Genomic DNA, 26,225 nt, shown 5'->3' with positions numbered 1-26,225 from the left:
ACGGGCATGCAACTGATGGTTGATATCGAATTGTGACGAACCAGCCAGTTAACTTGGGAAGATTTCGAATTAACCATATATAGCCAGGTACATGGAGTTTTTCGTGCATGGACGGACGTCCAGGGCATGTCCAGCTACGCGATTTGCTCATGTTAGGTTCCTGATTGCGCATCGTCCGGTTTGCGCCTTCTGCGTAGTTTGCTCGTCTTTTGCACATTCTCGCGAACCGCCCCGGGCAAGTTTCTTCAAATTTTGTCAGAGAAAGGAATTTCATGAAAACCGTCACGGCCGCGTTGTACGCAGTACGAAGACTCCCCTTCGGAGCCATCGCGCTGGTGCTATTGCTATCCGGGATGGCGCTCATACCCGGACTGCGATGAATTGCGCAGGAAAAAACCTCAGCCGCGGCCTTTAGAGCCCCGTAAGTCGTCGCGTTAGGGAATGCCGGCGGCCGAATTCAGTTGGAATTTCCCGGCCCCACCCGCAGTGGGTCGTCAGTCTGCCTTTGCGCCAGCCGAGGCCCGATTACCAACTGTTCGGCTCCGCAGTAGGTCGCCTGAGAATCACCAACGCTCGCATTCAGGCTCCAGAGCTGCTCCAAGGTCCCGTTTCGCTATTCGCCGGCCCCGGAAACGGGGCCTAAATCATGTGTTCTGAACGAAAGGTGTTCGTCATGCGTAACCGTGTCTTCCCGCGTCGTGCCGGGGAGGGGGTGGTGTCTCGGTGGGCGGCGTTGGGGATGATTGTTGCGGTCCTGGCGCTGGTCATATCGTCGTTCTCATTCGTCCAAGTTGCCTCGGCAGATGACATCGGGACCTCGACCACCACAGTTCCGACCACCACAGTTCCGACCACAACGAAGCCGCCCGCGACTACGACGGAGGCGCCACTGAAAACGACGGCGCCGCCTACTTCCACGTCGGAGTCACCCACTTCTGCGAAACCGCCGATCACATCCACAGCGCCCCCGTCTACGACTTCTGTGGCGGCGCAGCGACTGGCCGCACGCGGAGTCAATCCCGGCATCGATGTGAAAATCACCGACGTCCAGGTCGAGGGAAAGAACGACCAGCAGATTACGGTCGGGGACTCCGTCACCGTGAAGGGCACTTGGGACGCGTCAAGCGCGAGTCCGCAGCCGGGCGACCAGTTCACCATTGGATTCCCTGGCGAGCTGAAGCTTCAGTCCAACCCGACGATCGCGCTGGAGGGCGACGATGGGACGGTTTGGGGCACATGCGATCTGGCTGCTTCCACCAATCTCATGACCTGCGTGCTCTCCGACGCTGTGGCGGATCGGCCGGACGAGGTGAAGGGCGATTTCTTCGTCTACACGAAGGCAGTCGAGTACACCACGTCAGAGACTGTGGATTTCACGATCAACAACAAGGTCACGCCGGTCGACCTGCCCGGCACGGGCGGCATCACCGACGGCCGCGTAATCGGCGAGTCGACGAAGTCCGGCAAACTCCAGGACAACAAGCAGTCAGTGCGGTGGACCATCGACATCCCCGGCGCCGATCTGGCCAAGTTGGACGCAGGCAACACCGGTTCGGTGACCCTGAGCGACGAGCTCTCCGACAACATGAAGGTGTGTGCAGGCAGCCTGCTCAACGCGAAGCTGTGGTCCGGTCGCCCGGGCGATCTCAAAGAGACCCCCGGCGGCGTCACCGTCGCTCAAGCCGACGCGGGTGATCAGGTCACCATCAACATCAACAACGGCGCGCCCTTCGAGGGCAACAAGCTCTACCGCATCGAGTACACCTCATGCACGACCAGCGGCGTGGTGGATCTCAAGGGGACTCAGTACACCAACTCCGTGACGATCGGTGACAACACGGTGGCTTCGGATGGCGTGGGACAGGACTATGCGCCGCAGACCGAGCCCTGGAAGGGTGGCTACCTCGACGGCGGTAAGCGCAATATGGAAGCCGTCTGGACGATTGTGGTTCCGGGCACCGACATTGCCGCCAACAACCACAAGATCGACATCACCGACACCTTCGGCGGCCCCCATGCGGTCTGTGCCTCGGGCGTGCAGGTAGTCATCGAGAAGTCTGACTACCTCCCAGGTCGGGAGAACGAACCCAACTACCGCACTCCTGCCGCAGGATTCACCATTGCTCCCATCGGCGCAGTAGCCGGCGCGAGTACCTTCACCGCGGCGATCACTGTGGATAACCCGGACACGTTCAACGAAGAGCAGTATTACTACCTCACGTACCGGACCTGCCTGACCACCACCGAGGTGCCAGACTCCGAGGACCATCTCACCAACTCGGCGGTCGTCAACAAGACGTCGATCACGGGAAAGACTGAGGGGCCTGGGTTCACGAGCGGCAAGAACGGCGCGATCAACACCACGTCGCAGACTGTCGGCGGCGTGGAGCAGCCGGCAGGCACCACCCTCAATTGGACCGTGGAAATCTCCGGACACGATCTCGAGGGCCTTACGGAACCGGCGGTCATCAACGACAGGTTCTCACCGAACATGACGGTGTGTGAAATCGGCGGCGATCTCAAGAGCAACCTCAATCTCAAGGTCGTCGCGCAAGACTTCTTCGACGGCAACAAGAAACGCGATATCACCGATGCCACCTCGGTGGCGCGCGCCGACGGCGGTTTCGATCTCACTCTCCCGCGTGACGCGGACGGTTACAGCCGTCAGACGAAGTACCTCGTCAGCTACACCCTGTGCACCAGCAGCGGCGGACTCGACCAGCGCGACACGGAATACGCCAACACCCTCACCTATGCCGGCAAGCAGACGCTGTCGCAGAGCGTCAAGCAGGAATGGGGCGGCGGCGGCACCGGTCAAGGTGTGTCACGGGGCTCGTTCTCGCTGCTGAAGGAGATCGCTCCCTTCTCCGAGAAATTCCCGCAAGACACCGAGTTCACCGTGAAAGTCGAGGAGTTCGCCCCCGGGCAAAACCCAGCGACCGACGCCCCGGTGAGCTCCTACGAGATCAAGGTGAAGGCTGACGGGACACCGGTCAGTGGGATCAACCCCCGCGGAACCGGCTGGCAGATCCGACTGTCCGAGATCAACCTCCCCACCGTTGACGGTGTGTATTTCGAGAGAGGGACGTTCCGCCCGTCAGAGGGTGTGACGCTCAACGGGGACCGCACCGAGGCGCTGGTGACCATCACACCGAAGAGCAATGTCGGTGTCACACTGCTCAACAAAGCGAGTCTGGGATCGGCGCGGATCACCAAGTCCGTCATCGGTGACGGAGCGCGCACGGGACTCGAGGCTTTCGTCGTCAACGCAGAGATCGCCTTTGGTGACGACGCCGCCGGCAACGAGTTGCGTCAATTCACTCTGAAGGACGGTCAGCACTACGACCTGGGCAAATTGCCCATCGGAGCGAAAGTCACCTTCACCGAGGTACAACCGATGAACACCGACCTCGTGACCTGGTCGGAGCCGGTGATCAACCCGAAAATGCTCACCATCGGCGCCGATGCGTCGGCGAACACGGTCTCCGTCACCAACGAGGCCACGATCACGCAAGGCACCTTCGAAGTGAGCAAGAAACTCACGGGCCCGAAGGCGTTCGACAAGGCCGTACCGGCGAGCTTCGACGTGATTGCCACCTGGCTCGATACGGACGACAAACCGCAGAGCAAGACACTGTCTCTTCCGTCCGACGGCACCGCGGTTCCGTTCGGCGAGAACCTGCCCGGCGGCACCGAAGTCACACTGACAGAGCTGGTTCCGGCAAACGGTGACGGTCTCGCCTATGGCGTGCCCGCATACTCCGGGAATGTCAGGATCAATCCGGACAACGCAGCCGTGGTGACCATCGGCAAGGATCTGCGCAAGATCGAGGTGTCGAACTTCGTCGACGTCAACGACGGCACTCTGCGCATCGCAAAGCAGGTCGGCGGTGAAGCCGCCGAGGCCATCGGCGACGACGTGGAGTTCACGGTCGAGGCGCGTTGGCGCGACGGTGTGGAGTACCGCACCCAGGTGCTGAGCGTCAAGCAGGGACAGACCACACCGCTCGGCGTCGACCTCCCCGTCGGCACCGAGGTGACCTTCACCGAGACCGGCCGTCCCGATGTCGACGGAGTCGAGTGGGGCACCATCTCCTGGGGAACCAGCCCGGAAGGCGAATCGTGGCTGCATTCGAACCTCGACGGCACCGCGACGGGCATAGTCTCCGACGACCCGACCGACGGTCGACTGATCACGCTGTCGAACGAGGCGCTGTGGAAATTCGGATCGGTCGAATTCACGAAGTTCATCCTCGACGCTGACGGCAACCCCGTCCGCGCCCCCGAGGCCGACCTGCCTGACAGCACGAAGTTCGAAGTCCGTATCGACGGAATCGATCCGGCGCTCCCCGCCGGAACCGATTTCCCGGCAGTGGGCCAGACCATCACCCTCGATGCCGGAAACGACTGGAGCTGGACGTCCGACGAGGTTGTGCCGCGGAACACCGTGATCACCTTCTCCGAGGTCGACCCCAAGCCCCTGGCCGGTATCGACTGGGCGCGGCCGTATTACTACGTGTCCGCGGATGCCGGTGACGCCGAATACCGCGACACCGTCAAGGCGGTAGCTGGTGAGAAGGCTGTGGTGGAGATCCACAACCGCCCGATCCCGACCACCGAGGTGGATATCGACAAGATCGTGACCGGCCCCAAGGGCGGCCAGGTGGTCAAGGACGGATCCACGATCTTCCAGGTCACGGCTACGTGGACGGACATCGACAATGAGGCGCGGTCTTGTGTTCTCGATGTCAGACCGGGCGCTTCGGTCACTCCGACCGCCCAGTGCGACGCAGCCGTCATCGACGGCCGGGTCCAGTTCCCGCTGAACACCGACATCACTTTCACAGAAACCGGTGCTCACACTGACGTCACCAACGTCAAGTGGGGTGAAGTGATCTGGGGCGTCAAGGAAGGCAAGGCGGACGTCTCGAATATCGACGGCGAACCGACCGCAACTTCCGTCAAGCTCACCGGCGAAGCAAACAAGTCGGTGGTCCTGGGACTCGAGAACAAAACCAGCAGCAATGGGCTGATCATCATCCCGATCCCGATCCCGCTGCCGCCGTGGGAAATCCCGACGTGGCCGGGCTCTGAGGTACCCGGAGGACCAGGCACCGACGTGTCGACTCCCGGCAACAACACTCCCGGCAATAACGGTGGTGGACACAACGGTGCTCCGGGCACGCCTGCTCCGGGAAATCCTGCTCAGGCCAAACCGGACCAGTCATCGTCCCTGCCGGTAACCGGCGCGAACGTCATCTGGCTCGCCGGTCTGGCGCTGGCGCTGATCGGCGGTGGCGCATGGCTCACCCTGCGTAACCGCAAGCGTGCACCCGGCCAGGAGTAACTCCCAACCAGGAATACCGAAACAGGGCGGGTGGCGACCTACGCCTGGTCGCCCCCGCCCTGTTTCACCGTCACGACGTATCTATCTCGCGGCCGCCCCCGTGGCCCACCCCTCGAAGGAGAAACACCATGTCATTCCTCCCGTTCCCGATCGTCATCGAAGGCATCGAGACCACTGGTTCTGCCGCGATCGACGGCCTCGGTCGCCTGTCCGTACTCCTTTACGATCTCCTCGGCGGTACCGGAAGCGCCACGATCAACGCGGGCAGCTAGTTCGATACGGCACCAATTCGACACATCGGCTAGCTCGGTAGATCTGTGAAGAGGAGACCCCGGTCCGTGAGCGATACCAAAGTTCCAGGGCGTCGGCGGCCGGGCACAGGCCAGGTAATCGGCGAACTGCTCCTCACGGCCGGGGTCGTCGTCCTGCTGTTCGTCATCTATGAGGCCTTCTGGACCAATATCGTCTCAGGGCGGCTGCAGGACGAGCTCAACAACAGTCTGGAGGAATCCTGGGCCGAAGACCCCGAAGCCCCAGGAGCGATCGACGGTCAGCCGGTGTCCCCGCTGATCCCTGTGCTCGGCGAGGGATTCGCGCGCGTGCATTTCCCCACACTCGGCGCCGCGTACGCAATCGTCGAGGGCACACGCAACGAGGACCTGCGGGCCGGCCCCGGCCACTACCCGGACTCGCAGATGCCCGGCGAAGCCGGAAACTTCGCGCTCGCCGGGCACCGCAATGGTTCCGGCGCAGTCTTCCAACACCTGGATCGACTCGATGCATGCGATGCCGTCGTCGTGGAGACCGAGTCCCAGTGGATGACGTACCGGTTACTCCCACTCGACCAGGCCTCGCCCGAACGTCGCGCTGCGGCGAAAGCCTGCTTGAATCCCGAGCAAGCCGATCGGGTTTCCGAAGGCGACTACGCCCATCTCCTCGGGCGGCACATCACCGTGCCCGGGGATGTCGCGGTCGTCAACCCGCTGCCCGGAAGCCCTTGGGCCGAGCCCGACGCCACGCTGGAAAGTATGTTGACACTGACCACGTGCCATCCGCTCTACTCGAACAGCGAACGCTTGATCGTCCACGCGGTTCTCGTCGAAACAATCTCGAAGACTTCGGGCACCATGCCCGCGGCATTCCAGGAGCAATGAATGTACGGCTACCTCTGGGGCGCGCTCCCCGGCCCCCGACCAGTGAAGGCCCTGCTGGCGATCGTTCTCTCGGTCGCGGTGGTGCTGCTACTCATGGAAGTCGTATTTCCTTGGGTGTCAGAGCATATGCCCTACTCCGACGTGACCGTATAGAGCGCCCGTGCAGGTCGGCCGACACCGGCACAAGGCCCGGCTGGAGCCCGAAGGCGCTGTCCTACATCGGACTCGACGGACCTACGATGATTCTGGCGTGTCGATGCAAACCAGTTTCCGCGTGTGTCGGAACGGCTCGCCTAGTTGACGCTCGAGGCTCTCCGGAATGTTCGTTCGACGCCTGAGCGAGCACTGAGACCGGACTCCGCCGCTACAGAACCTTCGTGAAGATCTGCGCCGGCGCTGCCGTCTCGAGCTTGTCCAGCGCCTCAACCAACCTGACGAAGTGCTCGGTATGAGTGTGGGCGTCGAGGTGCTCCTGCGATTCCCATTCCTCCGCCAACACGAGCTCGCAGTGATTGTCGGTGCGCTGCAGTAACTCGTAATTGATGCAGCCGTCCTCTTTTCGGGTCTCGGTGACAAGTTCCTCGTACAACCGAAGCACTTCCGCGAGATCGCCCTGCTCCACCGTTGTTGGCACCAACACCCTGATCACAAAGACTCTCCGATTCGACTGTCGTGCAATAGCCCGTCGGCTCGAAGTCTGCCGTAGACCTCCGACAGATCGACATTTCCGTTGTGACTCGAAGTTTGCGGACAGGCGCAATATCTACGAAACACCCCCGATACCGGAGGTTCGTAGGGTTTGCCGAAGTCGGGCTCGCAATCAGCAGCGCAGCCCTGGGCCCGGGCGAGGGGTAAGCACATGAGTGGAAATGCAGTTCGCTTGCAAGCGATCAAGGACGTCGAGGCCTACACACCTCCGGTGGTCAGTTTCACCACCGACGAGACACCCGGCGAGGTGTTCGGTGCCAACGTCTTCAACAAGGTGGTCATGCAGAAGCGACTGCCCAAGCTCGTCTACAAGTCGGTGATGGCGACGATCGAGCAAGGCAAACCGCTTGATCCCATGGTCGCCGATGCGGTCGCGTCGGCGATGAAGGACTGGGCGTTGGAGAAAGGCGCAACCCACTACGCCCACGTCTTCTATCCACTGACCGGGTTGACGGCCGAGAAGCACGACAGCTTCCTCGAGCCGGTCGGCGACGGCAGTGCACTGGCGGAGTTCGCCGGCAAGACCTTGATCCAAGGTGAACCCGACGCTTCGAGTTTCCCGAACGGCGGGCTGCGCAACACATTCGAGGCTCGCGGATACACCGGCTGGGATGTCACGAGCCCGGCCTACGTTCTCGAAAACCCCAACGGCAACACACTGTGTATCCCGACCGTGTTCGTTTCGATGACCGGCGAAGCGCTCGACCACAAGACTCCCCTGCTGCGTTCACAACAGGCAATGGGTTTCCACGCCGAACGAATCCTGAAGTTGTTCGGCCACGACGACCCCGAGCACATCGTGTCGTTCTGCGGTCCCGAGCAGGAGTACTTCCTGATCGATCGACACTTCTTCCTCGCCCGCCCCGACCTCCTCAACGCCGGCCGAACACTCTTCGGCGCAAAGCCGCCCAAGGGCCAGGAGTTCGACGACCACTACTTCGGGGCGATCCCGGAACGTGTGCTCGGATTCATGATGGACACCGAGCGGGAACTGTTCAAACTCGGCATCCCCGCCAAGACACGGCACAACGAGGTTGCGCCCGGCCAGTTCGAAATCGCCCCGATGTTCGAGCGAGGCAACATCGCCGCCGACCACCAGCAGTTGCTGATGACCACCTTCAAAACCATCGCCAAGAAGCACGGCATGGAATGTCTGTTCCACGAGAAGCCGTTCGACGGTGTCAACGGCTCCGGCAAGCACGTCAACTTCTCGCTGGGCAACTCCGAACTCGGCAGTTTGCTTGTCCCCGGCGACAATCCGCATGACAACGCCCAGTTCCTCGTATTCTGCGCCGCAGTCATTCGGGCCGTCCACAAATACGCCGGCCTCCTGCGCGCGTCGGTCGCATCGGCAACCAACGATCACCGTCTCGGTGCCAACGAGGCTCCCCCGGCAATCATCTCGATCTTCCTCGGCGATCAACTGGCCGACGTCTTCGAGCAGATCGCCAAGGGCGCGGCAACATCGTCGAAGGACAAGGGCACCATGATGATCGGAGCCGACACCCTTCCCGTCCTGCCGACCGATCCGGGCGACCGCAACCGCACGAGCCCATTTGCCTTCACCGGCAACCGTTTCGAGTTCCGCGCACCAGGATCGCTGCAAACAGTCAACGGCCCGATGGTCACCATCAACACGATCATGGCCGAGGCCTTGGACTACATCGCCACCGAACTGGAGGCCGCGGTCGCCGACGGCGCCGATTTCGACACCGCCGTCCAGAATCTGCTCACCGAGATCATCACCAACCACGGTGCGGTTGTCTTCAACGGCGACGGATACTCGGAGAACTGGCAGATCGAGGCCGAGTCTCGCGGCCTGCCGAACCTTCGCACGACGCTGGACGCCCTTCCTGAACTGATCACCGAGTCCTCGATGGAACTCTTCGAGAAGTACAAGGTCTTCAACCACCGAGAGATGCACAGTCGCTACGAGGTCGGACTCGAACAGTACGCACTGAGCATCGGCGTCGAGGCACGCCTGGCCGCCGAAATCGGTACGACGCTGATCCTTCCGGCCGCAGTGCGCCACCAGACGGAAGTTGCGCAGAACTTCGTCGCACTGAAGTCCGCCGGCCTCGAACCGGATTCAGCTCCGCTCGAAGAAGTGTCGGCGCCCGTTGCGGCTCTGCGCACAGCGCTCGCGGCCCTGCGCGCAGCAATCGACACCGACGCCGGCGAGTCGCCATTCGATCAGGCCAAGCACGCACAGGACGCACTCCTGCCCGCCATGGCAGAGGTACGTGCAGCGGCCGACTTCCTCGAAACCATCGTCGCCGACGATCACTGGCCACTCCCGACGTATCAGGAAATGCTCTTCATTCTCTGAGCATCACCGAAATCAACGCTCACAAAACTGTGGCCTGCAACTCGATCGAGTTGCAGGCCACAGTTGTCGAATCTTGCTCGGGCTAGCGGTCTTCCGGCATCGTGACTTCGAGGACGCGGGCCTCACCGGTGGTCGCGGGGTCAGGACGATCGCGCGAATCCGACGACGCCATCTTGAGTCCGTTCAAGTCGGTTCGCATGTAGATGACGTTGTAACGGTCCCACGTGGTCGCGACGAATTCGAGGAACTGTCCGCTCGCCCACGGGTGCATGAATCCGCCGTACAACGCGGGCAACGTGATTCCGCTCAACAGAGTTTGCGTACCGCTCCACGGGCCTTGCGGTTGGTCGGCCTGACGGATCACGAGGTTACCCTCGGCACTGGTGTACATCGCGACGTACTTGCTCAGGTAGTCGTTCCACTGCACGGCAAGTTCACTGACCGGCGCTTTGATGACCTGCACCGCATCGGTATCTCGCGGACTCCAACCGGAGCCGTCCCAGTATTCGTACGCGCCGAGGTTTCTGATGTCGGCGCCGGCCACTCGCGCCAGGACCGCCTTACCGAAACGACCTGAGGGAGTTCCGTATTCGTAAATGTAGCCGTCCCGACCGTCGAGGAAGGCGCTCTGCTGGAAGTTGGAATTGATCGGCGATACTGCCGGAATCCCCGGAATGCCAAGTCCTTCGGTATTGGCGCGAACTGTCGCCGGATCGAGTTCCCAGTTCTCACCGTTGTCCGTGGAGAAAGCCAGAGCCGAGTAGTTGGTGGTCCAGGCTCCGGGTTCGTCCCACGACCGAACGGACATGAATCTGATGTACTGCACACCACCGTAAGAGATTCCAGCGGTCGGGATGGTGGTGAACTCACCCGGAATGCCGAATCCCGGAATGATCTCCTTGGAATGATTGGGGCCGTCCAAAGGAGAACTGTCGATCTTCATCCCGTCGGCAATGGCGGTGTCGTTGCTGCGGAACAACACGTTGCTGCGCCAGTCGTCACCCGGGGTGTCGCAGTCGCCAACCGTATCGCCGAATGCCATCAGAACGTCGTGATCCGGCCCCGAAAGACCGTTGTCCCACATGATTCCGAGGTCGGTTCCCGACACGTTGAACCGCTCGATAGTGTTGTTGGGACTGCCTGGGCCAGTGACCATTTCGATCGCTTTTGTGCGGCCGGTCAACACCGGCAGAGCACCGTTGGGCGCGCCGGTGATCCACGGCAACGCGTTGGCGAGGGAGCCGGTACCGGCGGAACCACTGCCAAGTGATCCGGTCAGCGAACCGAGCGAACCCGTCATCGATCCGGCGGAACCACTTCCTCCCGACCCACACGGTCCGCCGATCGCCGACGCAGACGGTGCTGCGGCAATCGTCGCGGCAATCGTGACGACGCCTATCGACAACATCGCCGACATCGAGTGTTTTTTACGCACGTGCAGCCCCTCTGATCATTTCGACTCCCGTTCGGACCACAGGCACAGTGATCCCCGACCGCAGAAGCAAACCATTTGGACTGTGTTAAGAGAGTGAAAGCTGAGCAAATTGTTATAAATCGCCCTTTCAACTGACACAAGTGACAGCTGTGTCCGATTTCACCTTCACAGGACAGTTGTCCGATACAGCAATAAAGGCGCCTAGTATGTAACGGAAATGTAAAAGAGTTCTCACAACGAGGTAGGTGAGCGGTGTCCGTACGTGACCGCGTAGCGCAGATTTACGATCAGGTTTTGGTTCGCAATGCAGGAGAGCCCGAGTTCCATCAGGCCGCCGCAGAGGTCTTCGAGTCTCTTCACGTAGTGCTCGAACGCCACCCCCGCTACGCCGACGCCGGACTCATCGAGCGGCTTTGCGAGCCGGAACGCCAGATCATCTTCCGCGTGCCGTGGACCGACGACCAGGGCAACGTTCACGTCAACCGTGGCTTCCGCGTGCAGTACAACAGTGCACTCGGCCCGTACAAGGGCGGCCTGCGCTTCCACCCCAGCGTCAACCTGGGCATCGTGAAGTTCCTCGGCTTCGAGCAGATCTTCAAGAACTCACTCACCGGCCTGCCCATCGGCGGCGGCAAGGGTGGCTCGGACTTCGATCCCAAGGGCCGCTCCGACGCAGAGGTCATGCGCTTCTGTCAGTCCTTCATGACCGAACTGCAGCGTCACATCGGTGAATACACCGACGTTCCGGCCGGCGACATCGGCGTCGGCGGTCGCGAGATCGGCTACCTGTTCGGTCAGTACAAGCGGCTGACCAACACGTACGAGTCGGGCGTCCTCACCGGCAAGGGCATCACCTGGGGCGGATCGCAGGTTCGCACCGAGGCCACCGGCTACGGCGTCGCGTACTTCGTCGCCGAAATGCTCAAGGCAAAGGGTGAAGGCCTCGAAGGCAAGAACGTCGTGATCTCCGGATCCGGCAATGTCGCCATCTACGCAATCCAGAAGATCCACCAGCTCGGCGGCGTCGCGATCGCCTGCTCGGATTCCTCGGGATACATCGTGGACAAGAAGGGCATCGATCTCGACCTCCTCAAGGAGATCAAGGAAGTTCGCCGCGGCCGCATCAGCGAGTACGCCGACGCAGTTCCGCATGCCGAGTTCATCGCCGATGGTTCCATCTGGGACGTGCCGTGCGACGTCGCACTCCCCTGCGCGACTCAGAACGAGCTCGACGAAGATGCCGCAAAGACCTTGATCGCCAACGGCGTTCAGGCCGTTGCCGAAGGCGCGAACATGCCCACCACCCCCGGCGGCATCCAGCTCTTCCGTGACGCGACCGTAGCCTTCGCGCCCGGCAAGGCGGCCAACGCCGGTGGCGTCGCAACCTCCGCCCTCGAAATGCAGCAGAATGCTTCGCGTGATTCCTGGAGCTTCGAGTACACCGACGAGCGTCTCGCCGGAATCATGCGCGGCATTCACAAGCGCACCATCAACACCGCTGCCGAGTACGGAAAGCCGGGCGACTACGTGCACGGCGCGAACATTGCCGGCTTCGTGAAGGTGGCCGACGCCATGATTTCGCTGGGCGTCATCTAGAGATTTCCGCAATACAGACAGCAGTACAAAAAGGGGTGATTTCACCCTGAACCGGTTCCCGTACATCGGACTGGTCGAATCAATACCTAGGCCTCGAGGGCCCTGGGTCCGCGAGGACCCAGGGCCCTCAAGCTTGATCTGAGCAAATCGCCCGCGACGAGCACCGTAGGCGCCGGCAATGATCCCAGACGGAACTCGTGGTGTCCTCCGAATCCGTTTTCCGCTCTGACGTCGAAAAACACCGTAAGTGGACGATTGTTTAGGTCCGCAGCGCGTGGGGCATATGGACTTATCTTCACATTTGTCCATTTCACAGTTGGACGATCGTTCATGTGGTAGAAATCACAACGCCTGGCGCAATTCGATCCGCAAATTTCAGCGGCGAGTATGCCCCCGAACAAGGCCTCAGCGTGTACCCCGCTTCGTAACGCGCCGAGCCTCCGGGTGCCTGTGCCAGGCGACGCACCTGTCTAGAGGAGGCCACCCATGTCCCCAGCGCTGCTGAACAACCCGGGACCGCTCATGTTGGGAGGCAAGCCCGCCTCCACAGCGGTCTACGACGTCATCCCACTGGCAAGCGATCTCGTAGATCACCTGTCCCGTGCCAACCCGACGTTGACTTCCCTCCAAACGGAGGCAGTTCGTCGGGAACTGATTGCGGTGATCGTGCAGGGGCTCCAAGTGGGGATCCAGCTGCTGGATCACCGCAAACTTCCCACCGACCAAGAGTTGGACGGCATTCACACGATGACCGTCCAACAAGCATTGAAAGGCGTGCCACTCAGCGCGATCCTCAACTTGACCAACGAGGGCATCAGCACTTTTCGCACCCTCATCCTCAGCCGGGCCGACGCCGAGGACTCCGCCAATCTCGGGGATCTCAACGAGTTCTTGTTCGCACTCGCGCAGCGGCTTCACTCGTTCATCTCGATCAGCTATCTCTCGGCTCTCCCAGCTGGCTCCCAACTCGGGGAATACTCCGCCGGCGCTCTCGTGAAAGCCATGCTGGACGGCGACGATCCCACCCAGCTTGCGTTGCAGATGGGCGTTGAACTCGCACCCCGCTATCTCGTCCTGCGGCTCCTGGTGAACCTGCCGCCCATCCGCCCGGGAGCACGCAACGGCAACCACCAGCGCATACAGGCCTACCGTGACCTCTCCGTCGCTCAATCGAAAATCGCGGCCCACTTCGGGTCGGCGCTGCTCGAAGCTCCTGCACCGCAACGTGGTCTGGTCCTGATCGAGGGCACACCCGACTGGGGAACAGTGTGCGAGGTCATCCAACGTGCACGCGCAACGGTCGGGGTGGAGATCACAGCAATCGCCGAGAACGCCGCGGTACGAGATATCGCCGCCGCCCAAGCAACCACTCACGAATTGGCGCAACTCGTGCGGCGCCTGAGACTGCCGGCGCGGTCGTACCGAATGGAAGACCTCGCGCTCGAGTATCAACTCACTCGGGGTGGCGCAGGCCGCGACAGCTTGATCAATCTTCTAAGGCCACTCGACGGCAATCCGGAACTGCTGCAGACATTGTCCATACATCTCGCCAACGGCCAGCATCGTCAGCGCACCGCGTCGGCGCTCGGCCTGCACACCAACACCGTCGACAATCGAATCAAGCGCATCGCAACCCTGACCGGATTGGATCCGGCCCTGCCCTCTGAACTGCTCAAACTGCGCGCTGCCATGATCTCTCTGACTTTCGCAAGCACTGATGTGGACAATCGTCCAGCGAAAATGTGAACACTCACATCCTCGCTATTAGCTGTCCACGTGTGGCGCCTGGACCCCACTTTTCCGCTCCGAACCGGGCTATAAAAGTGTGGTGCGAATCACCGCGCAAACCAGTAACAATTAAGGGGAAACACATGATCAACGGCCAGGATAACGCTCTCCTCGGTGCCTTCTTCGACACCATCCTGCAGCTCTTCAACGCGGGCAGCACCGGCACGGGTTCGACGGATGGCGGCGGCGTCTCCTAGGACGAATCTCGGGCCCTGTGCGAGAGAATCTCTCGCGCAGGGCCCGCTCCAAGCCGCCTGACACTGTGATGGCGGTGACCACGGTGACCACCACGTCGCCACCGCTGAAACCAGGAGCAAGCACATGATCGCCGCACCAACCACAGGCGCTTTGGCCGTCGTCTTGAACACCGTCCTACAGATGTTCAACGCCGGCAGCAGTTTCCTCTACACCAACAACTCTCCGATTGGCGGCGGCGGCGGCGAAACTCCCACGACGCCTGCTCCCTGATCGACTTACCCGCTCGCATCACAAAGTCGCGGCACAGACAGGAACCACCGTGATAAACCAGCACACCCTGGGCAGCCTGGTCATCGACTTCGGCTCACTCTCCCGAGCACTCGGCTTCGGCAACGGCTCTATCGTGTCGCTCGGCAGCACCGGAAGTGGCTGAAACAGCCCGCCTGACCACGTCGACGATCCCGTCGCCGCTCACCTTGCTCACCACATCTCGAAACAGAAAGCAGGTCCCCCTGTGCCTACAATTCCGCTCACCGGCGACCCCATCGTCATCAACATCATCGTCCAGCTACTGAGCGCGGGTAGCAGCAATGCGCTCGCATTGGGCGGGGTCGGTAGCAGCGGTCTCGGCAGCACCGGGCTCGGCAGCTTCGACTCGGCGAGCCTCGGAAGCGCTGCTTAGGACCTCACTTGTGATCGGTGTTCGATCCGCGTCTTCGGCCGCCGAAACAGTCCACGAAACCCACGTTGCCCTCCGTCATCTGTGACGGAGGGCAACGTGGTCGTTCAGGCGAAACGGCTCGCGGTTGGGCGATCCGGCCGTCGGCCTTACTGTCTCGGCGATCGAAGAGTTGGAATCAACGCCAATCTTCCGGTGGATCGGTCTCGTCGTGCTCGATGGTCACGGACTCCGAACGATCGTCAGCCGCAGCCTTTTTCGCTGCTTCACGCATCTCGATTCCGTCGGACACCCAGTCACCGATCTCGCGCGTCACGTCTCGAACAGCCCCGGCGATGATCATCGCGATGGAGCCCACGTGGTTGGCTGCACTTTCGGTCAGTTCCTGGACCGTGTCCTTGCGGCGTTCGAATTTCCCGACCATCAGTGTGTGCCTCTCAGGCTGCAGTTCGCTGGCGCTCGACGATAACACCGGGAGGGGTCTTCGACTTGACCAAACCGGGCGGAAGAGCGAGCTTGAAGATCTTGCCCCATACCGAACCGATCTGCTTGAAGAACCCACCGGTGTTGTACGGCAAACCGTACTTCCCACACAATTCTTTCACCTGGGGAGCGAGTTCCGGATAACGATGCGCAGGCAGGTCCGGGAACAGGTGGTGCTCGATCTGGTGCGAGAGGTTGCCGGACATGATGTGGAAGAGCGGGCTTCCCTCGATGTTGGCGCTGCCGAGCATCTGACGCACGTACCACTGACCACGAGTCTCGTCGGCCGTCTCGTCCTCGGTGAAGCTCTGTACGCCGGTGGGGAAATGGCCACAGAAGATGATCGAGTACGTCCACACGTTTCGGACCAGGTTGGCGGTGACGTTCCCCGCGAGAGTGGTCACGAACAGCGGCCCCGTCAGAACCGGGAAGATGACGTAGTCCTTGAGGACCTGCTTGCCCGCCTTGTTCCACCAGCCCTTCAGAAGCGGCTTGACGTCGTGCCACTTGCGTTTGCCCTGGATGACGTTCTCGATCTCGAGATCGTGCATCATCACACCCCACTCGAAGAGCATCATCAAGGCAAAGGCCCAGACCGGATTACCGAGGTAATAGGGGTTCCACTTCTGCGCGTCGTCGATACGCAGGATGCCGTATCCGATGTCACGGTCTTTGCCGAGAATATTGGTGTACGTGTGGTGCATGTAGTTGTGCGAGTGGCGCCACTGGTCGGCCGGGCACACCGTATCCCATTCGAAGACTTCGGAATTGAGCCCGGGTTCCCGCATCCAGTCATATTGACCGTGCATGACGTTGTGGCCGATCTCCATGTTGTCGAGAATCTTCGACACACTCAGCGCACCGACTGCCGCGAGCCACACCGGCGGTAGGAATCCGAGGTACATCAAGCCGCGACCTGCGACCTCGAACCCGCGCTGAGCCTTGATGATCTTGTAGATGTACTCCCGGTCTTCGGCCCCAAGCGAAGCGACGGTGCGATCACGCAATGCGTCCAACTCACGGCCGATCTCCTCGACCTGCTCGTACGTCAGGACGACGGGAGCGTCGTCCTTCGCATCGGAACCGTTGCCGAGGAACGGGAGGGTGGGAAGTGAAAGTCCAAACATGTCGGTCTCCAGACAGTCGTGTGGAAAATGGGACTTCAGATGACGACGGTGACGTCGCCGACGGGAGCGCTGACGCACAGCTGGATCTTCTTGTCCGGCTCGTCGTCTGTCTCACCGGTGCGCACGTTTCGGGTACGACCCGCCTTCTTGACGGAGGTGCAGGAGAAACAGATTCCCATCCGGCATCCGTATTCGGGATTGAGGCCCGCAGCTTCTGCTTGTTCGAGAAGTGTTTCGCCGGAGTTCTCGGCCGCCACCCCACTTTTGGTGAATGACACCTCGCCGCCGGCCTCACCCGGCTCGGCCACCGCCGGCGCGAACTCCTCGGTATTGAGCAAGTGCTCGACGTCGACCTCACGGAACACCTCACGCACTCCCCGCATCAGACCGGGAGGCCCGCAGAGATAAGCCTGGGCGTCGATCGTGTCCGGATCGGCGATCCACGGAGCCACGGCGTCGAGGTGCCCGCGATCGAAGAAACCTTCGAGGTCACCTCCACCGCTTTCGGTGTACACGAGTACCAGTTTCACGTTCGGGTTCTGCTCGGCGATGGTCTTCAGCGCGCGCGTGTATGCCACGTCGGCATCGGTGTTCGCGTAGTGCACGAACACGATCTCGCCCGAGTGCTCCTCCTCCACCAGCGTCCGAAGCATCGACATGACCGGGGTGATTCCACTGCCGCCACTGATCAACAACACCCGACGCGGGCGGTCGACGGGAAGGGAGAACACACCGTCTGCCTGCGAGAGGCTGACAACGAGTCCGGGCGCCGCGTTGGCGTACAGATACTGCGACACCAGGCCACCGGGATGCGCTTTCACGGTGAGCTCGATCAGCCCGTTGCGCGTAGACGCGCCGCCGGCCGGCGAGTAGCAGCGAGTGTGGCGAACACCGTCGATCACCACGCCCAAATGCACGAACTGGCCCGCCTGAAAACCGCGCCACTGGCGAGTCGGGCGCAGCGTCAGAGTGACGGAGTCAGCGGTCGGATGGTCGACGGCGACAACCTGCGCGCGGATGTCACGAACGGTCGCCATCGGGTTGACCAACTCGAGGTACCGATCGATCTGATGTGGAGCAGCCATGGCTTCGATCAGTCCCACCAAGGACAGTCCGCGCCGAGGTGTGGACTTCGGTGTCGTGTTCTCAGGAGCAGATGCGATTGTCATGACCCTCCTCGTACTTCGATTGCCGGGTGTACCGATTGCTGGGCTAGCTTCCCCCGACTGCGTGAATTCAGTGTACAAATGTTCACCGAAGATAGTGTGACAGGTGCACACAAGTACATGTCAACAAGAATGTGATCCGAGTTACACGAGTTGCCGAAAGGAGCCGGAATGCCTGTACCTACACTCGACGTCGTGACGAAGGCCGGACCGGTGAACCCAGAGCGCAGGGAACCCGACAACAGGGAACCGGAAAGTCGTGCCGCAAAGAAGGAACGCACACGCCAAGCGCTCCTGGACACTGCCATGGACCTCTCGGCCGATCGCGGCTTCGCCGGAATCAGCTTGCGAGAGGTAGCCAGGGAAGCCGGGATCGTTCCGACGGCGTTCTACCGCCACTTCGCTTCACTGGAGGACGTCGGCGTCGTCCTCGTCGAAGAGAGCATGCGCATGTTGCGCCAGATGCTGCGCGACGCAAGGCGTAATCCCAGCACCAAGGACGCCGCTACGTCACTGGGCATCCTTGTGCGACAAGTGCATACACACGAGCGACAGTTTCGGTTCCTCTGCCGCGAACGCTACAGCGGCGTCAGTGAGGTACGACGTGCGATAGCCACTGAAATGCGGTTGTTCGTCAGCGAACTGACCATCGACCTCTCCAGAATTTCCGGACTGGAAAGCTGGTCGTCGGACGATCTGGAAATGGCTGCCGACCTGATCGTCTCGACGATGTTCAGCGCTGTCGTCGAACTGCTGGACGCCGGGACGGCCGGGTATCGCGACGAAGCCGCCGTCATCACACGAGCCGAGAAGCAACTGCGAGTCATCATGCTCGGAATGGCCACCTGGAATCCACCTCGAAACTGACCTCGGGTTCACCTTTTCGACGTACGGTGAGAGTCATGTCTTCCACGAGTACATACGAAATCCCCGTTGGCGACCTCACCTTCGACGTACTGATCTCGGGCCCGGACGACGGCATTCCGCTGGTAGCGCTGCACGGCTTCCCGGAGAGCGCCGCATCCTGGGGCAAGGTCACACCACTGCTCACCGCGGCGGGATACCGTGTGATCGCACCGAATCAGCGCGGATACTCCGCCGGCGCGCGCCCCGAAGGGGTGGATGCCTACAAGATCGAGCATCTGGTAGCCGACGTCGTCGGATTGCTCGACGCACTCGGCCTGTCCGACGCGCATCTGGTCGGCCACGACTGGGGTTCGGCGGTCGCCTGGCAGGTCGCCGGTCGCCATCCGAACCGGATCCGCAGCCTGACAGCCATCTCGGTCCCCCACCCCACCGCCTTCGGTTGGGCACTCCGCGAGGACGAGGACCAGAAGCAACGCTCGTCGTACATCGGACTTCTCCGACAGGAGGGCAAAGCCGAGGAAGTGTTGTCGGAGGACAACTTCCGCCGGCTGCGCGCCATGTTCGACGGCCAGATCGATCCTGAATTCGCCGACGAGCACATTCGTGTCCTGAGCGGGGAGGGCGCGCTCACCGGCGCCTTGAACTGGTACCGCGCGATGACTCGCGACTTCGGCGACATCGATCGCACCACCGTGCCGACCACGTATGTCTGGAGCACCGGCGACACAGCGCTCGGCCGCGCAGGCGCAGAACGCTGTGGTGAATTCGTGGACGCTCCCTACGAGTTCGTCGTGCTCGACGGCGGAAGTCACTGGATTCCGGAAGAGCGAGCCGAAGAGTTGGCCGAGGCAATCCTCGCACGTGCAGGATCCTGACCGTCGCGACGAATTCGGCTCTATGTATGTTGTCATACATAGAGCCGAATTGATTCCACCACCAGGAGTTCTGCGATGACCGAGACCGTTGCACCACCCCATCCGTTCGACACCGCTGTCGGATTGACGCCACTCACGGCCGGCTTGTCGACCGGCGAAACCAATCCGGCGTACAACAACATGGTCGGGCCGTTCGGCGGCGTCACCGCTGCCACATTGCTCGAATCTGTACTGAAGCACCCCGAACGCCTCGGCGATCCGCTGTCGTTGACCGTCAACTTTGCCGGTCCGATCACCGAGGGCGCCTTCGAGATCTCCGCCCGGCCGGTGCGTACCAACCGCTCGACGCAGCACTGGTCCATCGAACTGTCTCAGGACGGAACCGTCGCCACTACCGCGACGGCAGTGTTCGGTACCAGGCGTGAAACCTGGTCGTCTACCGAGATCACGATGCCGGAAGTTCCGTCGGCCGAAAACGTTGCGCTGCTGCCGTTCCCCGAGTTCATCGCCTGGGCACAGAACTACGAGATGCGCTTTGTCGAAGGTGCGATCCCCGATCTGGAGTCGGGCGAGCACCCCGACTCGACCACGACGCTCTGGGTGCGAGATCAGCCGGCACGCGCTCTCGACTTCACGTCGCTGACCGCACTGTGTGATGTCTTCTTCCCACGAGTCTTCTTGCGCCGAGGCAAGATGGCTCCGGCCGGAACGGTCTCGATGACCATCTACTTCCACGCCGACGCTCAGACGCTGACCGCACAGGCAGACAATTCCGTGCTGGGAACGGCGCGGACCCAACGGTTCGGAAACGGATACTTCGATCAGTCGGCCGAAATTTGGGGCAGTGACGGCGCATTGCTCGCTACGACACACCAGTTGGTCTACTTCAAGGATTGACGGGGATCGCACTGTCCCCTTCCGGCGCCTTCACCATCGACAATGCGGCAAGGCCGACGCCGAGAACCACCAGCAGTCCGATGATGCCGGCACGGTCTGCACCGAAGAGCCAAGCGAACAGGCCGAACAGTGTCGGCGCCAAGAACGACACTGCTCGGCCTGTGGTCGCATACAGGCCGAACATCTGACCTTCACGCCCAGGCGGGGTGATGCGTGCCAAGAAGGTTCGTGCCGAAGACTGAGCGGGCCCGACGAACAGGCAGAGCGCGAGACCGAAGATCCAGAACATCACCGGCCCGGACACCGCGATCAATATCGCGCCGACCACGATCATCGACGCCAGCGAGACGGTGATGACCTGTTTGGGTCCGATCCGATCGTCGAAGCGTCCGGCCACCAATGCACCGATTGCGGAAATCACGTTGGCGGCAACACCGAACAGCAGGACGTCGGCCGCACTGATTCCGTAGACGTTGACAGCCAACACGGCTCCGAAGGTGAACACACCCGCCAGACCGTCACGAAAGAGTGCGCTCGCGATCAGGTACCAGATCGTGCGCCTGTCGACGTTCCAGAGTTCGCGCAGATCGCGCCACAACACCCGATAGGAGTCGAGGAACCCGGCCTTGGACGCTCCCGAATCGACCGCGGGGCTGGGCAACTCGGGAACCTTGAAGAACACCGGAATCGCGAAGACCGCGAACCACACTGCAGCCAGCAGTGCCACCATCCGGATGTTCATGCCGCCGTCGGTGGTCAATCCCAGGAATCCCCGAGTGTCGCCGTCGCCGACGATGAACCCGAAGTAACACAGCAACAGCAGCACGATTCCGCCGAAATATCCCATGGCCCAGCCGAAGCCGGAGACTCGTCCCAGATTCTCCGGTGTCGACACCTGCCGCATCATGGCGTTGTACGGCACGCCGGCCAGTTCGAAAATCACCGAACCGATTGCGAGCAGAACCAATCCGAGCCACAGGTAGCGGTAGTTGTCTTCGACGAAATAGAGACCCGCCATCGAGAGCACGGTGATGCCGGTGAGTATCGCGAGTGAGAGTTTGCGTTTACCCGACGCATCGAAACGCTGTCCGGTGATCGGGGCGAGTATCGCGATGAAGAAGCCGGCGATTCCGAGAGCCCAACTGAGCCACGTAGTTGCCGAAATCGTGCCGGGCAGGTCGTCGCCGACCGCGTCGGTCAGATAGACCGAGAAGACGAACGTGAGGATCACGGCGTTGAATGCTGCCGATCCCCAATCCCACAGCCCCCACGCGAACACTTGATTCTTCGTGGCCGCACCACCGATGCCTGCGGGTGGCTCGGCCTGCATGCTCGTGGACTCGGCGCTCATACGGCGAAGCCTAACTGCGCGCGGGCGACTCGGCGCCTCTCTCCGAGAGTCGACATACAAGACGTTCTATGCACCCAAGTTAGTACGCACTTAGTTGCATACGCACCTGAGTGCATAGATACTTTTTCCATGGCACTCGAACATGCGTTGCTCGTCTCCCTGTCCGAACAGGATGCGTCGGGATACGACCTCACACGCCGGTTCGACAAGTCGATCGGCTTCTTCCACAGCGCGACGCACCAGCAGATCTACCGAGTCCTCAAGCGAATGGACGAGGCAGGCTGGGTGGAGGTGGAGGCCATCGCGCAGGACGGCCGCCCGGACAAGAAGATGTACCGCGTCAGCGACGCGGGTCGCGCCGAACTGACCCGATGGATCGCCGAGCCGTCCGAACCGAACCACCTGCGCAACGAGTTGGCCATCAAGATCAGGGCAGCAGCGCACGCCGATCTCCCCGCTCTACGACGCGAAGTCGCTCGCCACCGCGACGGCCACGCCGCCCGCCTCGACGTCTACCGACTCATCGAAAAGCGTGACTTCCCCAATCCAGCAGCACTTTCCGGCTCTTCACTGCACCAGTACCTGGTACTTCGCGGCGGTATCCGCGTCGAGGAAGGATTCACCGACTGGTGCCAGGAAGTTCTGGACGCATTGCCCACTGGCGAGTACGCCATCGAAGACACTGGCGAGTACGCCACGGAAGGACATCTTCAGTCATGACGGATACACAGTTCCCCCGCCTGCTCGAACCGCTCGACCTCGGATTCACGACGCTGAAGAACCGCGTCGTCATGGGATCGATCCACACCGGCCTCGAAGATCGCGCGAAGGACACCGACCGCTTGGCCGAGTACTTCGCCGAACGTGCTCGTGGCGGTGTCGGCTTGATCATCACCGGCGGCTACGCGCCCAACCGCACCGGTTGGCTCTTGCCCTTCGGTGCCAAGCTGACCAACCGCATCGAAGCGCGCCGTCACCGCCGGATCACCAAGGCAGTTCACGACGCGGGCGGAAAGATCGCCATGCAGATCCTGCACGCCGGCCGCTACAGCTACCAGCCTTTCAGTGTCTCCGCGTCGTCGATCAAGGCGCCCATCAACCCGTTCCGTCCGCGCAAGCTGACCGGCCGTGGGGTGCGTTGGCAGATCCGCAACTACGTTCGCTGCGCGCGCCTGGCCAAGTCCGCGGGTTACGACGGCGTCGAAATCATGGGCGGTGAGGGCTACTTCATCAACCAGTTCCTCTGCGAGCGCACGAACAAGCGCACCGACCAGTGGGGCGGCAGTTCCGAGAACCGTCGACGCATGGCAGTCGAAATCGTGCGACGCACACGCAAGGCTGTCGGCCCGAACTTCATCATCGTGTTCCGGCTGTCGATGGCAGACCTGGTCGAGGGCGGTCAGACCTGGGATGAAATCGTCTCACTGGCAAAGGAAGTCGAAGCCGCCGGCGCCACGATCATCAACACCGACATCGGGTGGCACGAGTCAAGGGTGCCCACCATCGTCACCTCGGTTCCCCGAGCAGCCTTCGTCGACATCACGGGCAAACTCGAGAAGCACGTCGACATTCCGGTAGCCGCCTCGAATCGGATCAACATGCCCGAGACTGCCGAAGAGATCCTCAACCGCGTTGACGCACAATTGATTTCGATGGCCAGGCCGATGCTCGCCGATCCCGACTGGGTGAACAAGGCAGAACGCGGAGCGTCCGACGAGATCAACACGTGCATTGCCTGCAACCAGGCCTGCCTCGACCACGCCTTCGTTCACAAGCAGGTCTCCTGCCTGCTCAACCCGCGCGCGGGCCGCGAAACCACACTGATCCTCTCCCCCACTCGGCGGACCAAGAACCTCGCCGTCGTCGGTGCCGGTCCTGCCGGACTTTCCGCAGCACTCAATCTTGCTCAGCGTGGTCATTCGGTCACGTTGTTCGAGGCTTCGGACAAGATCGGCGGACAGTTCGGGATCGCACAGCTCATTCCGGGTAAGGAAGAGTTCGCCGAAACCATTCGCTACTACACCCGCATGCTGGACGTGGCCGGAGTGACGGTCAAGCTCGAAACCCGCGTCGCACCGGCAGATCTCATCGGATCCTTCGACGAAGTGGTGGTTGCCACCGGCGTGACGCCGCGCGTTCCCAAGATCCCCGGCATCGAGAACTCGAAGGTGCTGACCTACGCCGAGGTCGTCCGAGAGGGCAAGCCCGTCGGCAAGTCCGTCGCCGTCATCGGGGCCGGCGGCATCGGCGTCGACGTGAGCGAATTCCTCACGCACCCCACTTCCCCCACTCTTCATCTCAAGGAGTGGAAGCAGGAATGGGGCGTCACCGAACCCGAAATGGCCCCGGGCGCTCTCACCACTCCCGTACCGGAGCTCTCCGAGCGGGAGGTCTACCTCCTCCAACGCAAGCCAGGACGCATCGGCGCCGGCCTCGCGAAGACCACCGGCTGGGTCCACCGGGCGGCCCTCAAGAACAAGGGCGTCCACGAGCTCTCGGGCGTCAACTACGAGCGCATCGACGACGCCGGTCTGCACATCACCTTCGGTGAGAAGCACGAGAAGCCCCGACTTCTCGAGGTCGACACCATCGTCATCTGCGCCGGGCAGGAGTCGGTTCGCGATCTCGTGGACGAACTGACCGTCGCGGGCGTGGTGACCCACATCATCGGCGGCGCCGACGTGGCAGGAGAACTCGACGCCAAGCGTGCCATCGAACAGGGCACACGACTGGCCGCGAAGATCTGACCGGCTACGCTGACTGATCGTGAGCCTGCCGACACCCACAACCACAGCCCGCGCCGTAGTGACCGGCGCCTCCTCCGGCATCGGAGAGGCACTGGCCGCTGATCTGGCATCACGCGGACATTCCCTGATCCTCGTTGCCCGTCGTGGCGAGGTCATGGAGGTCCTCGCCGAGAAGCTTCGCGCCGCGCACGGCGTCGAGGTGGAGGTCCGTGCATCGGACCTCTCCGACAGCGCGGCGCGTGCCGTTCTGGTCGAGGAACTCGGTGGCCGCGACATCAGCATCCTGTGCAACAACGCCGGTATCGCCACCTTCGGGCCGATCGCCGAGCTGGACCCGGCATACGAGCGCGACCAGGTCGAGCTCAACGCCGTTGCAGTGCACGATCTCACGCTGGCCGTGCTGCCCGGCATGCTCGCACGCAAGTCCGGAGCCATCCTGATGGTCGGGTCCGCGGCCGGAAACATGCCGATCCCCAACAACGCGACGTACGCCGCCACGAAGGCGTTCGTGAACACCTTCGCGGAATCGTTGCGAGGTGAACTCAAGGGCACCGGAGTGAACGTCACCCTGCTCGCCCCAGGCCCAGTACGCACCGAAACCCCGGACCCGGCCGAAGCGTCGATCGTCGACAAGATCGTCCCGGACTTCTTCTGGATCTCGAGCGAGTACACCGCCAAGGTCTCGCTCGACGGCCTGGCCGAGAACAAGATGCGCGTCGTACCGGGCATCTTGAGCAAGGCGATGTCCGTCGCGGGCGGCTACAGCCCGCGTGCCGTCGTTGCGCCCATCGTGGGCACGTTCTACAAGAAGCTCGGCGGCTGATTCACGCAAACTTCTCAGAGCAGGCCATAGCAGACCATATAGTCGGTTAATGGCGATGCGAAGAACACTGGCAGTCGGGGCAATCCTTCTTTTGACCGGAGGGTTGCCCTTACTGCTGCCCACGGCAGCGAATGCATGTTCGTGCGCATCATCGGCTACCCCGGAAGAAGCCGTGAGCGTCTCCAGCACCGTTTTCCTCGGGACTCCGACGGAGAAAACTTCGGACGGGTTCGAGGACACCTACCTGTTCGACGTCAGCCGGGTCTACAAAGGCGATCTGGCATCGGTGACGTCGGTGGGGACACTCGCGAACGGGAACGGTTGTGGCACAAGCTACGTGCTCGGCACCGAGCAGCTGATGTTCGTTTCTGCGCCGTACGACGTCGACGCCGAGCACGAGGGGTACAGCTGCGGGCCGGCTACCGAAACCGGGTTCGACATCCAAGCGGCGGTCGAGTCCGTGTACGGCGCCGGTTACGCCCCGAGCGCCGGCGGAACTCCGTCCGTTGGTGTGTCCGCCGACAGATCGACGGTCATCGGCGGAGGCGCCGCGGTGGCATTGCTCGCGGTGCTCGGTTGGTTCGGATGGAAGCGCCGGCGAGCACAGTAAGTCGAGGACGTCAGGGCCGCGTCAACCTCGTTCGGCGGCGCGTCA

General features: G+C 61.9%; 21 protein-coding genes. 15 read left to right on the top strand and 6 right to left on the bottom strand.

Going from position 1 to position 26,225, the window contains the following annotated elements:
• Positions 1-739 precede the first annotated feature (739 nt).
• The 3 genes from EEB12_RS25440 to EEB12_RS25435 all read left to right on the top strand — a co-directional run bounded on the left by EEB12_RS25440 (position 740) and on the right by EEB12_RS25435 (position 6,501).
• A complete protein-coding gene (locus tag EEB12_RS25440; protein ID WP_141488904.1) occupies positions 740-5,347 on the top strand; it encodes a DUF5979 domain-containing protein in 4,608 nt (1,535 codons plus the stop codon).
• Between the two features lie 128 nt (positions 5,348-5,475).
• Positions 5,476-5,619 carry a hypothetical protein gene (locus EEB12_RS30580; protein ID WP_003945342.1) on the top strand — a complete coding sequence of 48 codons (144 nt, stop codon included), beginning with the start codon at positions 5,476-5,478 and terminating at the stop codon, positions 5,617-5,619.
• A gap of 66 nt (positions 5,620-5,685) precedes the next feature.
• Positions 5,686-6,501 carry a class E sortase gene (locus EEB12_RS25435; RefSeq protein ID WP_141488747.1) on the top strand — a complete coding sequence of 272 codons (816 nt, stop codon included), beginning with the start codon at positions 5,686-5,688 and terminating at the stop codon, positions 6,499-6,501.
• 364 nt (positions 6,502-6,865) lie between these two features.
• Here EEB12_RS25435 and EEB12_RS25430 read toward each other — a convergent pair whose 3' ends face one another.
• A complete protein-coding gene (locus tag EEB12_RS25430; protein ID WP_256279806.1) occupies positions 6,866-7,135 on the bottom strand; it encodes a putative quinol monooxygenase in 270 nt (89 codons plus the stop codon).
• A gap of 225 nt (positions 7,136-7,360) precedes the next feature.
• On the opposite strand from EEB12_RS25430, the gene EEB12_RS25425 reads away from it, so the two are divergent.
• The gene (locus EEB12_RS25425) at positions 7,361-9,538 is read left to right on the top strand and encodes a glutamine synthetase III (protein WP_141488746.1); all 2,178 of its coding nucleotides are present in this window, start codon (positions 7,361-7,363) and stop codon (positions 9,536-9,538) included.
• Positions 9,539-9,620: 82 nt separating this feature from the next.
• On the opposite strand, the gene EEB12_RS25420 is transcribed toward EEB12_RS25425, so the two are convergent.
• Positions 9,621-10,955, bottom strand: a complete 1,335-nt coding sequence (locus tag EEB12_RS25420; RefSeq protein ID WP_141488903.1) for a DUF4185 domain-containing protein — start codon at positions 10,953-10,955, stop codon at positions 9,621-9,623.
• A gap of 270 nt (positions 10,956-11,225) precedes the next feature.
• Here EEB12_RS25420 and gdhA point away from each other — a divergent pair, with 270 nt between their 5' ends.
• The 4 genes from gdhA to EEB12_RS30570 all read left to right on the top strand — a co-directional run bounded on the left by gdhA (position 11,226) and on the right by EEB12_RS30570 (position 15,237).
• Positions 11,226-12,569 carry an NADP-specific glutamate dehydrogenase gene (gene gdhA, locus EEB12_RS25415; RefSeq protein ID WP_141488745.1) on the top strand — a complete coding sequence of 448 codons (1,344 nt, stop codon included), beginning with the start codon at positions 11,226-11,228 and terminating at the stop codon, positions 12,567-12,569.
• A gap of 486 nt (positions 12,570-13,055) precedes the next feature.
• Positions 13,056-14,315: a PucR family transcriptional regulator gene (locus tag EEB12_RS25410; protein ID WP_046378785.1), complete on the top strand. Its 1,260-nt coding sequence runs from the start codon at positions 13,056-13,058 to the stop codon at positions 14,313-14,315.
• 363 nt (positions 14,316-14,678) lie between these two features.
• Positions 14,679-14,825, top strand: a complete 147-nt coding sequence (locus tag EEB12_RS30575; protein WP_019749123.1) for a hypothetical protein — start codon at positions 14,679-14,681, stop codon at positions 14,823-14,825.
• A 244-nt stretch (positions 14,826-15,069) separates the two neighbouring features.
• The gene (locus EEB12_RS30570) at positions 15,070-15,237 is read left to right on the top strand and encodes a hypothetical protein (RefSeq protein ID WP_003945367.1); all 168 of its coding nucleotides are present in this window, start codon (positions 15,070-15,072) and stop codon (positions 15,235-15,237) included.
• A 175-nt stretch (positions 15,238-15,412) separates the two neighbouring features.
• Here the strand turns inward: EEB12_RS30570 and EEB12_RS25405 are convergent, their stop codons facing one another.
• From EEB12_RS25405 to EEB12_RS25395, 3 genes are read right to left on the bottom strand one after another with little or no spacing between them, the layout of a single operon-like run.
• The gene (locus EEB12_RS25405; protein ID WP_019749125.1) at positions 15,413-15,658 is read right to left on the bottom strand and encodes a hypothetical protein; all 246 of its coding nucleotides are present in this window, start codon (positions 15,656-15,658) and stop codon (positions 15,413-15,415) included.
• Positions 15,659-15,671: 13 nt separating this feature from the next.
• The gene (locus tag EEB12_RS25400) at positions 15,672-16,844 is read right to left on the bottom strand and encodes a fatty acid desaturase family protein (RefSeq protein ID WP_020908255.1); all 1,173 of its coding nucleotides are present in this window, start codon (positions 16,842-16,844) and stop codon (positions 15,672-15,674) included.
• A gap of 35 nt (positions 16,845-16,879) precedes the next feature.
• On the bottom strand, positions 16,880-18,013 hold the full coding sequence (locus EEB12_RS25395; RefSeq protein ID WP_141488744.1) for a ferredoxin reductase: 1,134 nt from the start codon (positions 18,011-18,013) through the stop codon (positions 16,880-16,882).
• Positions 18,014-18,181: 168 nt separating this feature from the next.
• On the opposite strand from EEB12_RS25395, the gene EEB12_RS25390 reads away from it, so the two are divergent.
• The 3 genes from EEB12_RS25390 (at position 18,182) to EEB12_RS25380 (ending at position 20,649) form a co-directional block, all read left to right on the top strand.
• Positions 18,182-18,877, top strand: coding sequence for a TetR family transcriptional regulator (locus tag EEB12_RS25390; RefSeq protein ID WP_081329108.1), 696 nt, complete (start codon positions 18,182-18,184; stop codon positions 18,875-18,877).
• Between the two features lie 35 nt (positions 18,878-18,912).
• A complete protein-coding gene (locus tag EEB12_RS25385) occupies positions 18,913-19,752 on the top strand; it encodes an alpha/beta fold hydrolase (protein WP_003945355.1) in 840 nt (279 codons plus the stop codon).
• A gap of 75 nt (positions 19,753-19,827) precedes the next feature.
• Positions 19,828-20,649: an acyl-CoA thioesterase gene (locus EEB12_RS25380; RefSeq protein ID WP_020908258.1), complete on the top strand. Its 822-nt coding sequence runs from the start codon at positions 19,828-19,830 to the stop codon at positions 20,647-20,649.
• Here the strand turns inward: EEB12_RS25380 and EEB12_RS25375 are convergent.
• Positions 20,639-22,000, bottom strand: coding sequence for an MFS transporter (locus tag EEB12_RS25375; RefSeq protein WP_141488743.1), 1,362 nt, complete (start codon positions 21,998-22,000; stop codon positions 20,639-20,641). The genes EEB12_RS25380 and EEB12_RS25375 overlap by 11 nt on opposite strands.
• 129 nt (positions 22,001-22,129) lie before the next feature.
• Between EEB12_RS25375 and EEB12_RS25370 the strand changes: the two genes are divergently transcribed.
• The 4 genes from EEB12_RS25370 (at position 22,130) to EEB12_RS25355 (ending at position 26,180) form a co-directional block, all read left to right on the top strand.
• A complete protein-coding gene (locus EEB12_RS25370) occupies positions 22,130-22,720 on the top strand; it encodes a PadR family transcriptional regulator (RefSeq protein ID WP_020970016.1) in 591 nt (196 codons plus the stop codon).
• Positions 22,717-24,747, top strand: a complete 2,031-nt coding sequence (locus EEB12_RS25365) for an NADPH-dependent 2,4-dienoyl-CoA reductase (protein WP_141488742.1) — start codon at positions 22,717-22,719, stop codon at positions 24,745-24,747. Before EEB12_RS25370 ends, EEB12_RS25365 begins: the two co-directional genes overlap by 4 nt.
• Before the next feature lie 19 nt (positions 24,748-24,766).
• A complete protein-coding gene (gene cmrA / locus EEB12_RS25360; RefSeq protein WP_141488741.1) occupies positions 24,767-25,570 on the top strand; it encodes a mycolate reductase in 804 nt (267 codons plus the stop codon).
• A 172-nt stretch (positions 25,571-25,742) separates the two neighbouring features.
• Positions 25,743-26,180: a hypothetical protein gene (locus EEB12_RS25355; RefSeq protein ID WP_141488740.1), complete on the top strand. Its 438-nt coding sequence runs from the start codon at positions 25,743-25,745 to the stop codon at positions 26,178-26,180.
• Positions 26,181-26,225: the final 45 nt, after the last annotated feature.

Origin of the sequence: Rhodococcus sp. WS1 (assembly GCF_003797745.1) — a bacterium.
In the GTDB taxonomy this organism is placed as follows: Bacteria; Actinomycetota; Actinomycetes; order Mycobacteriales; family Mycobacteriaceae; genus Rhodococcus_F; species Rhodococcus_F erythropolis.
Note: the sequence above shows the minus strand (reverse complement) of the source record. Positions and strands in the feature narration are given on the sequence as shown.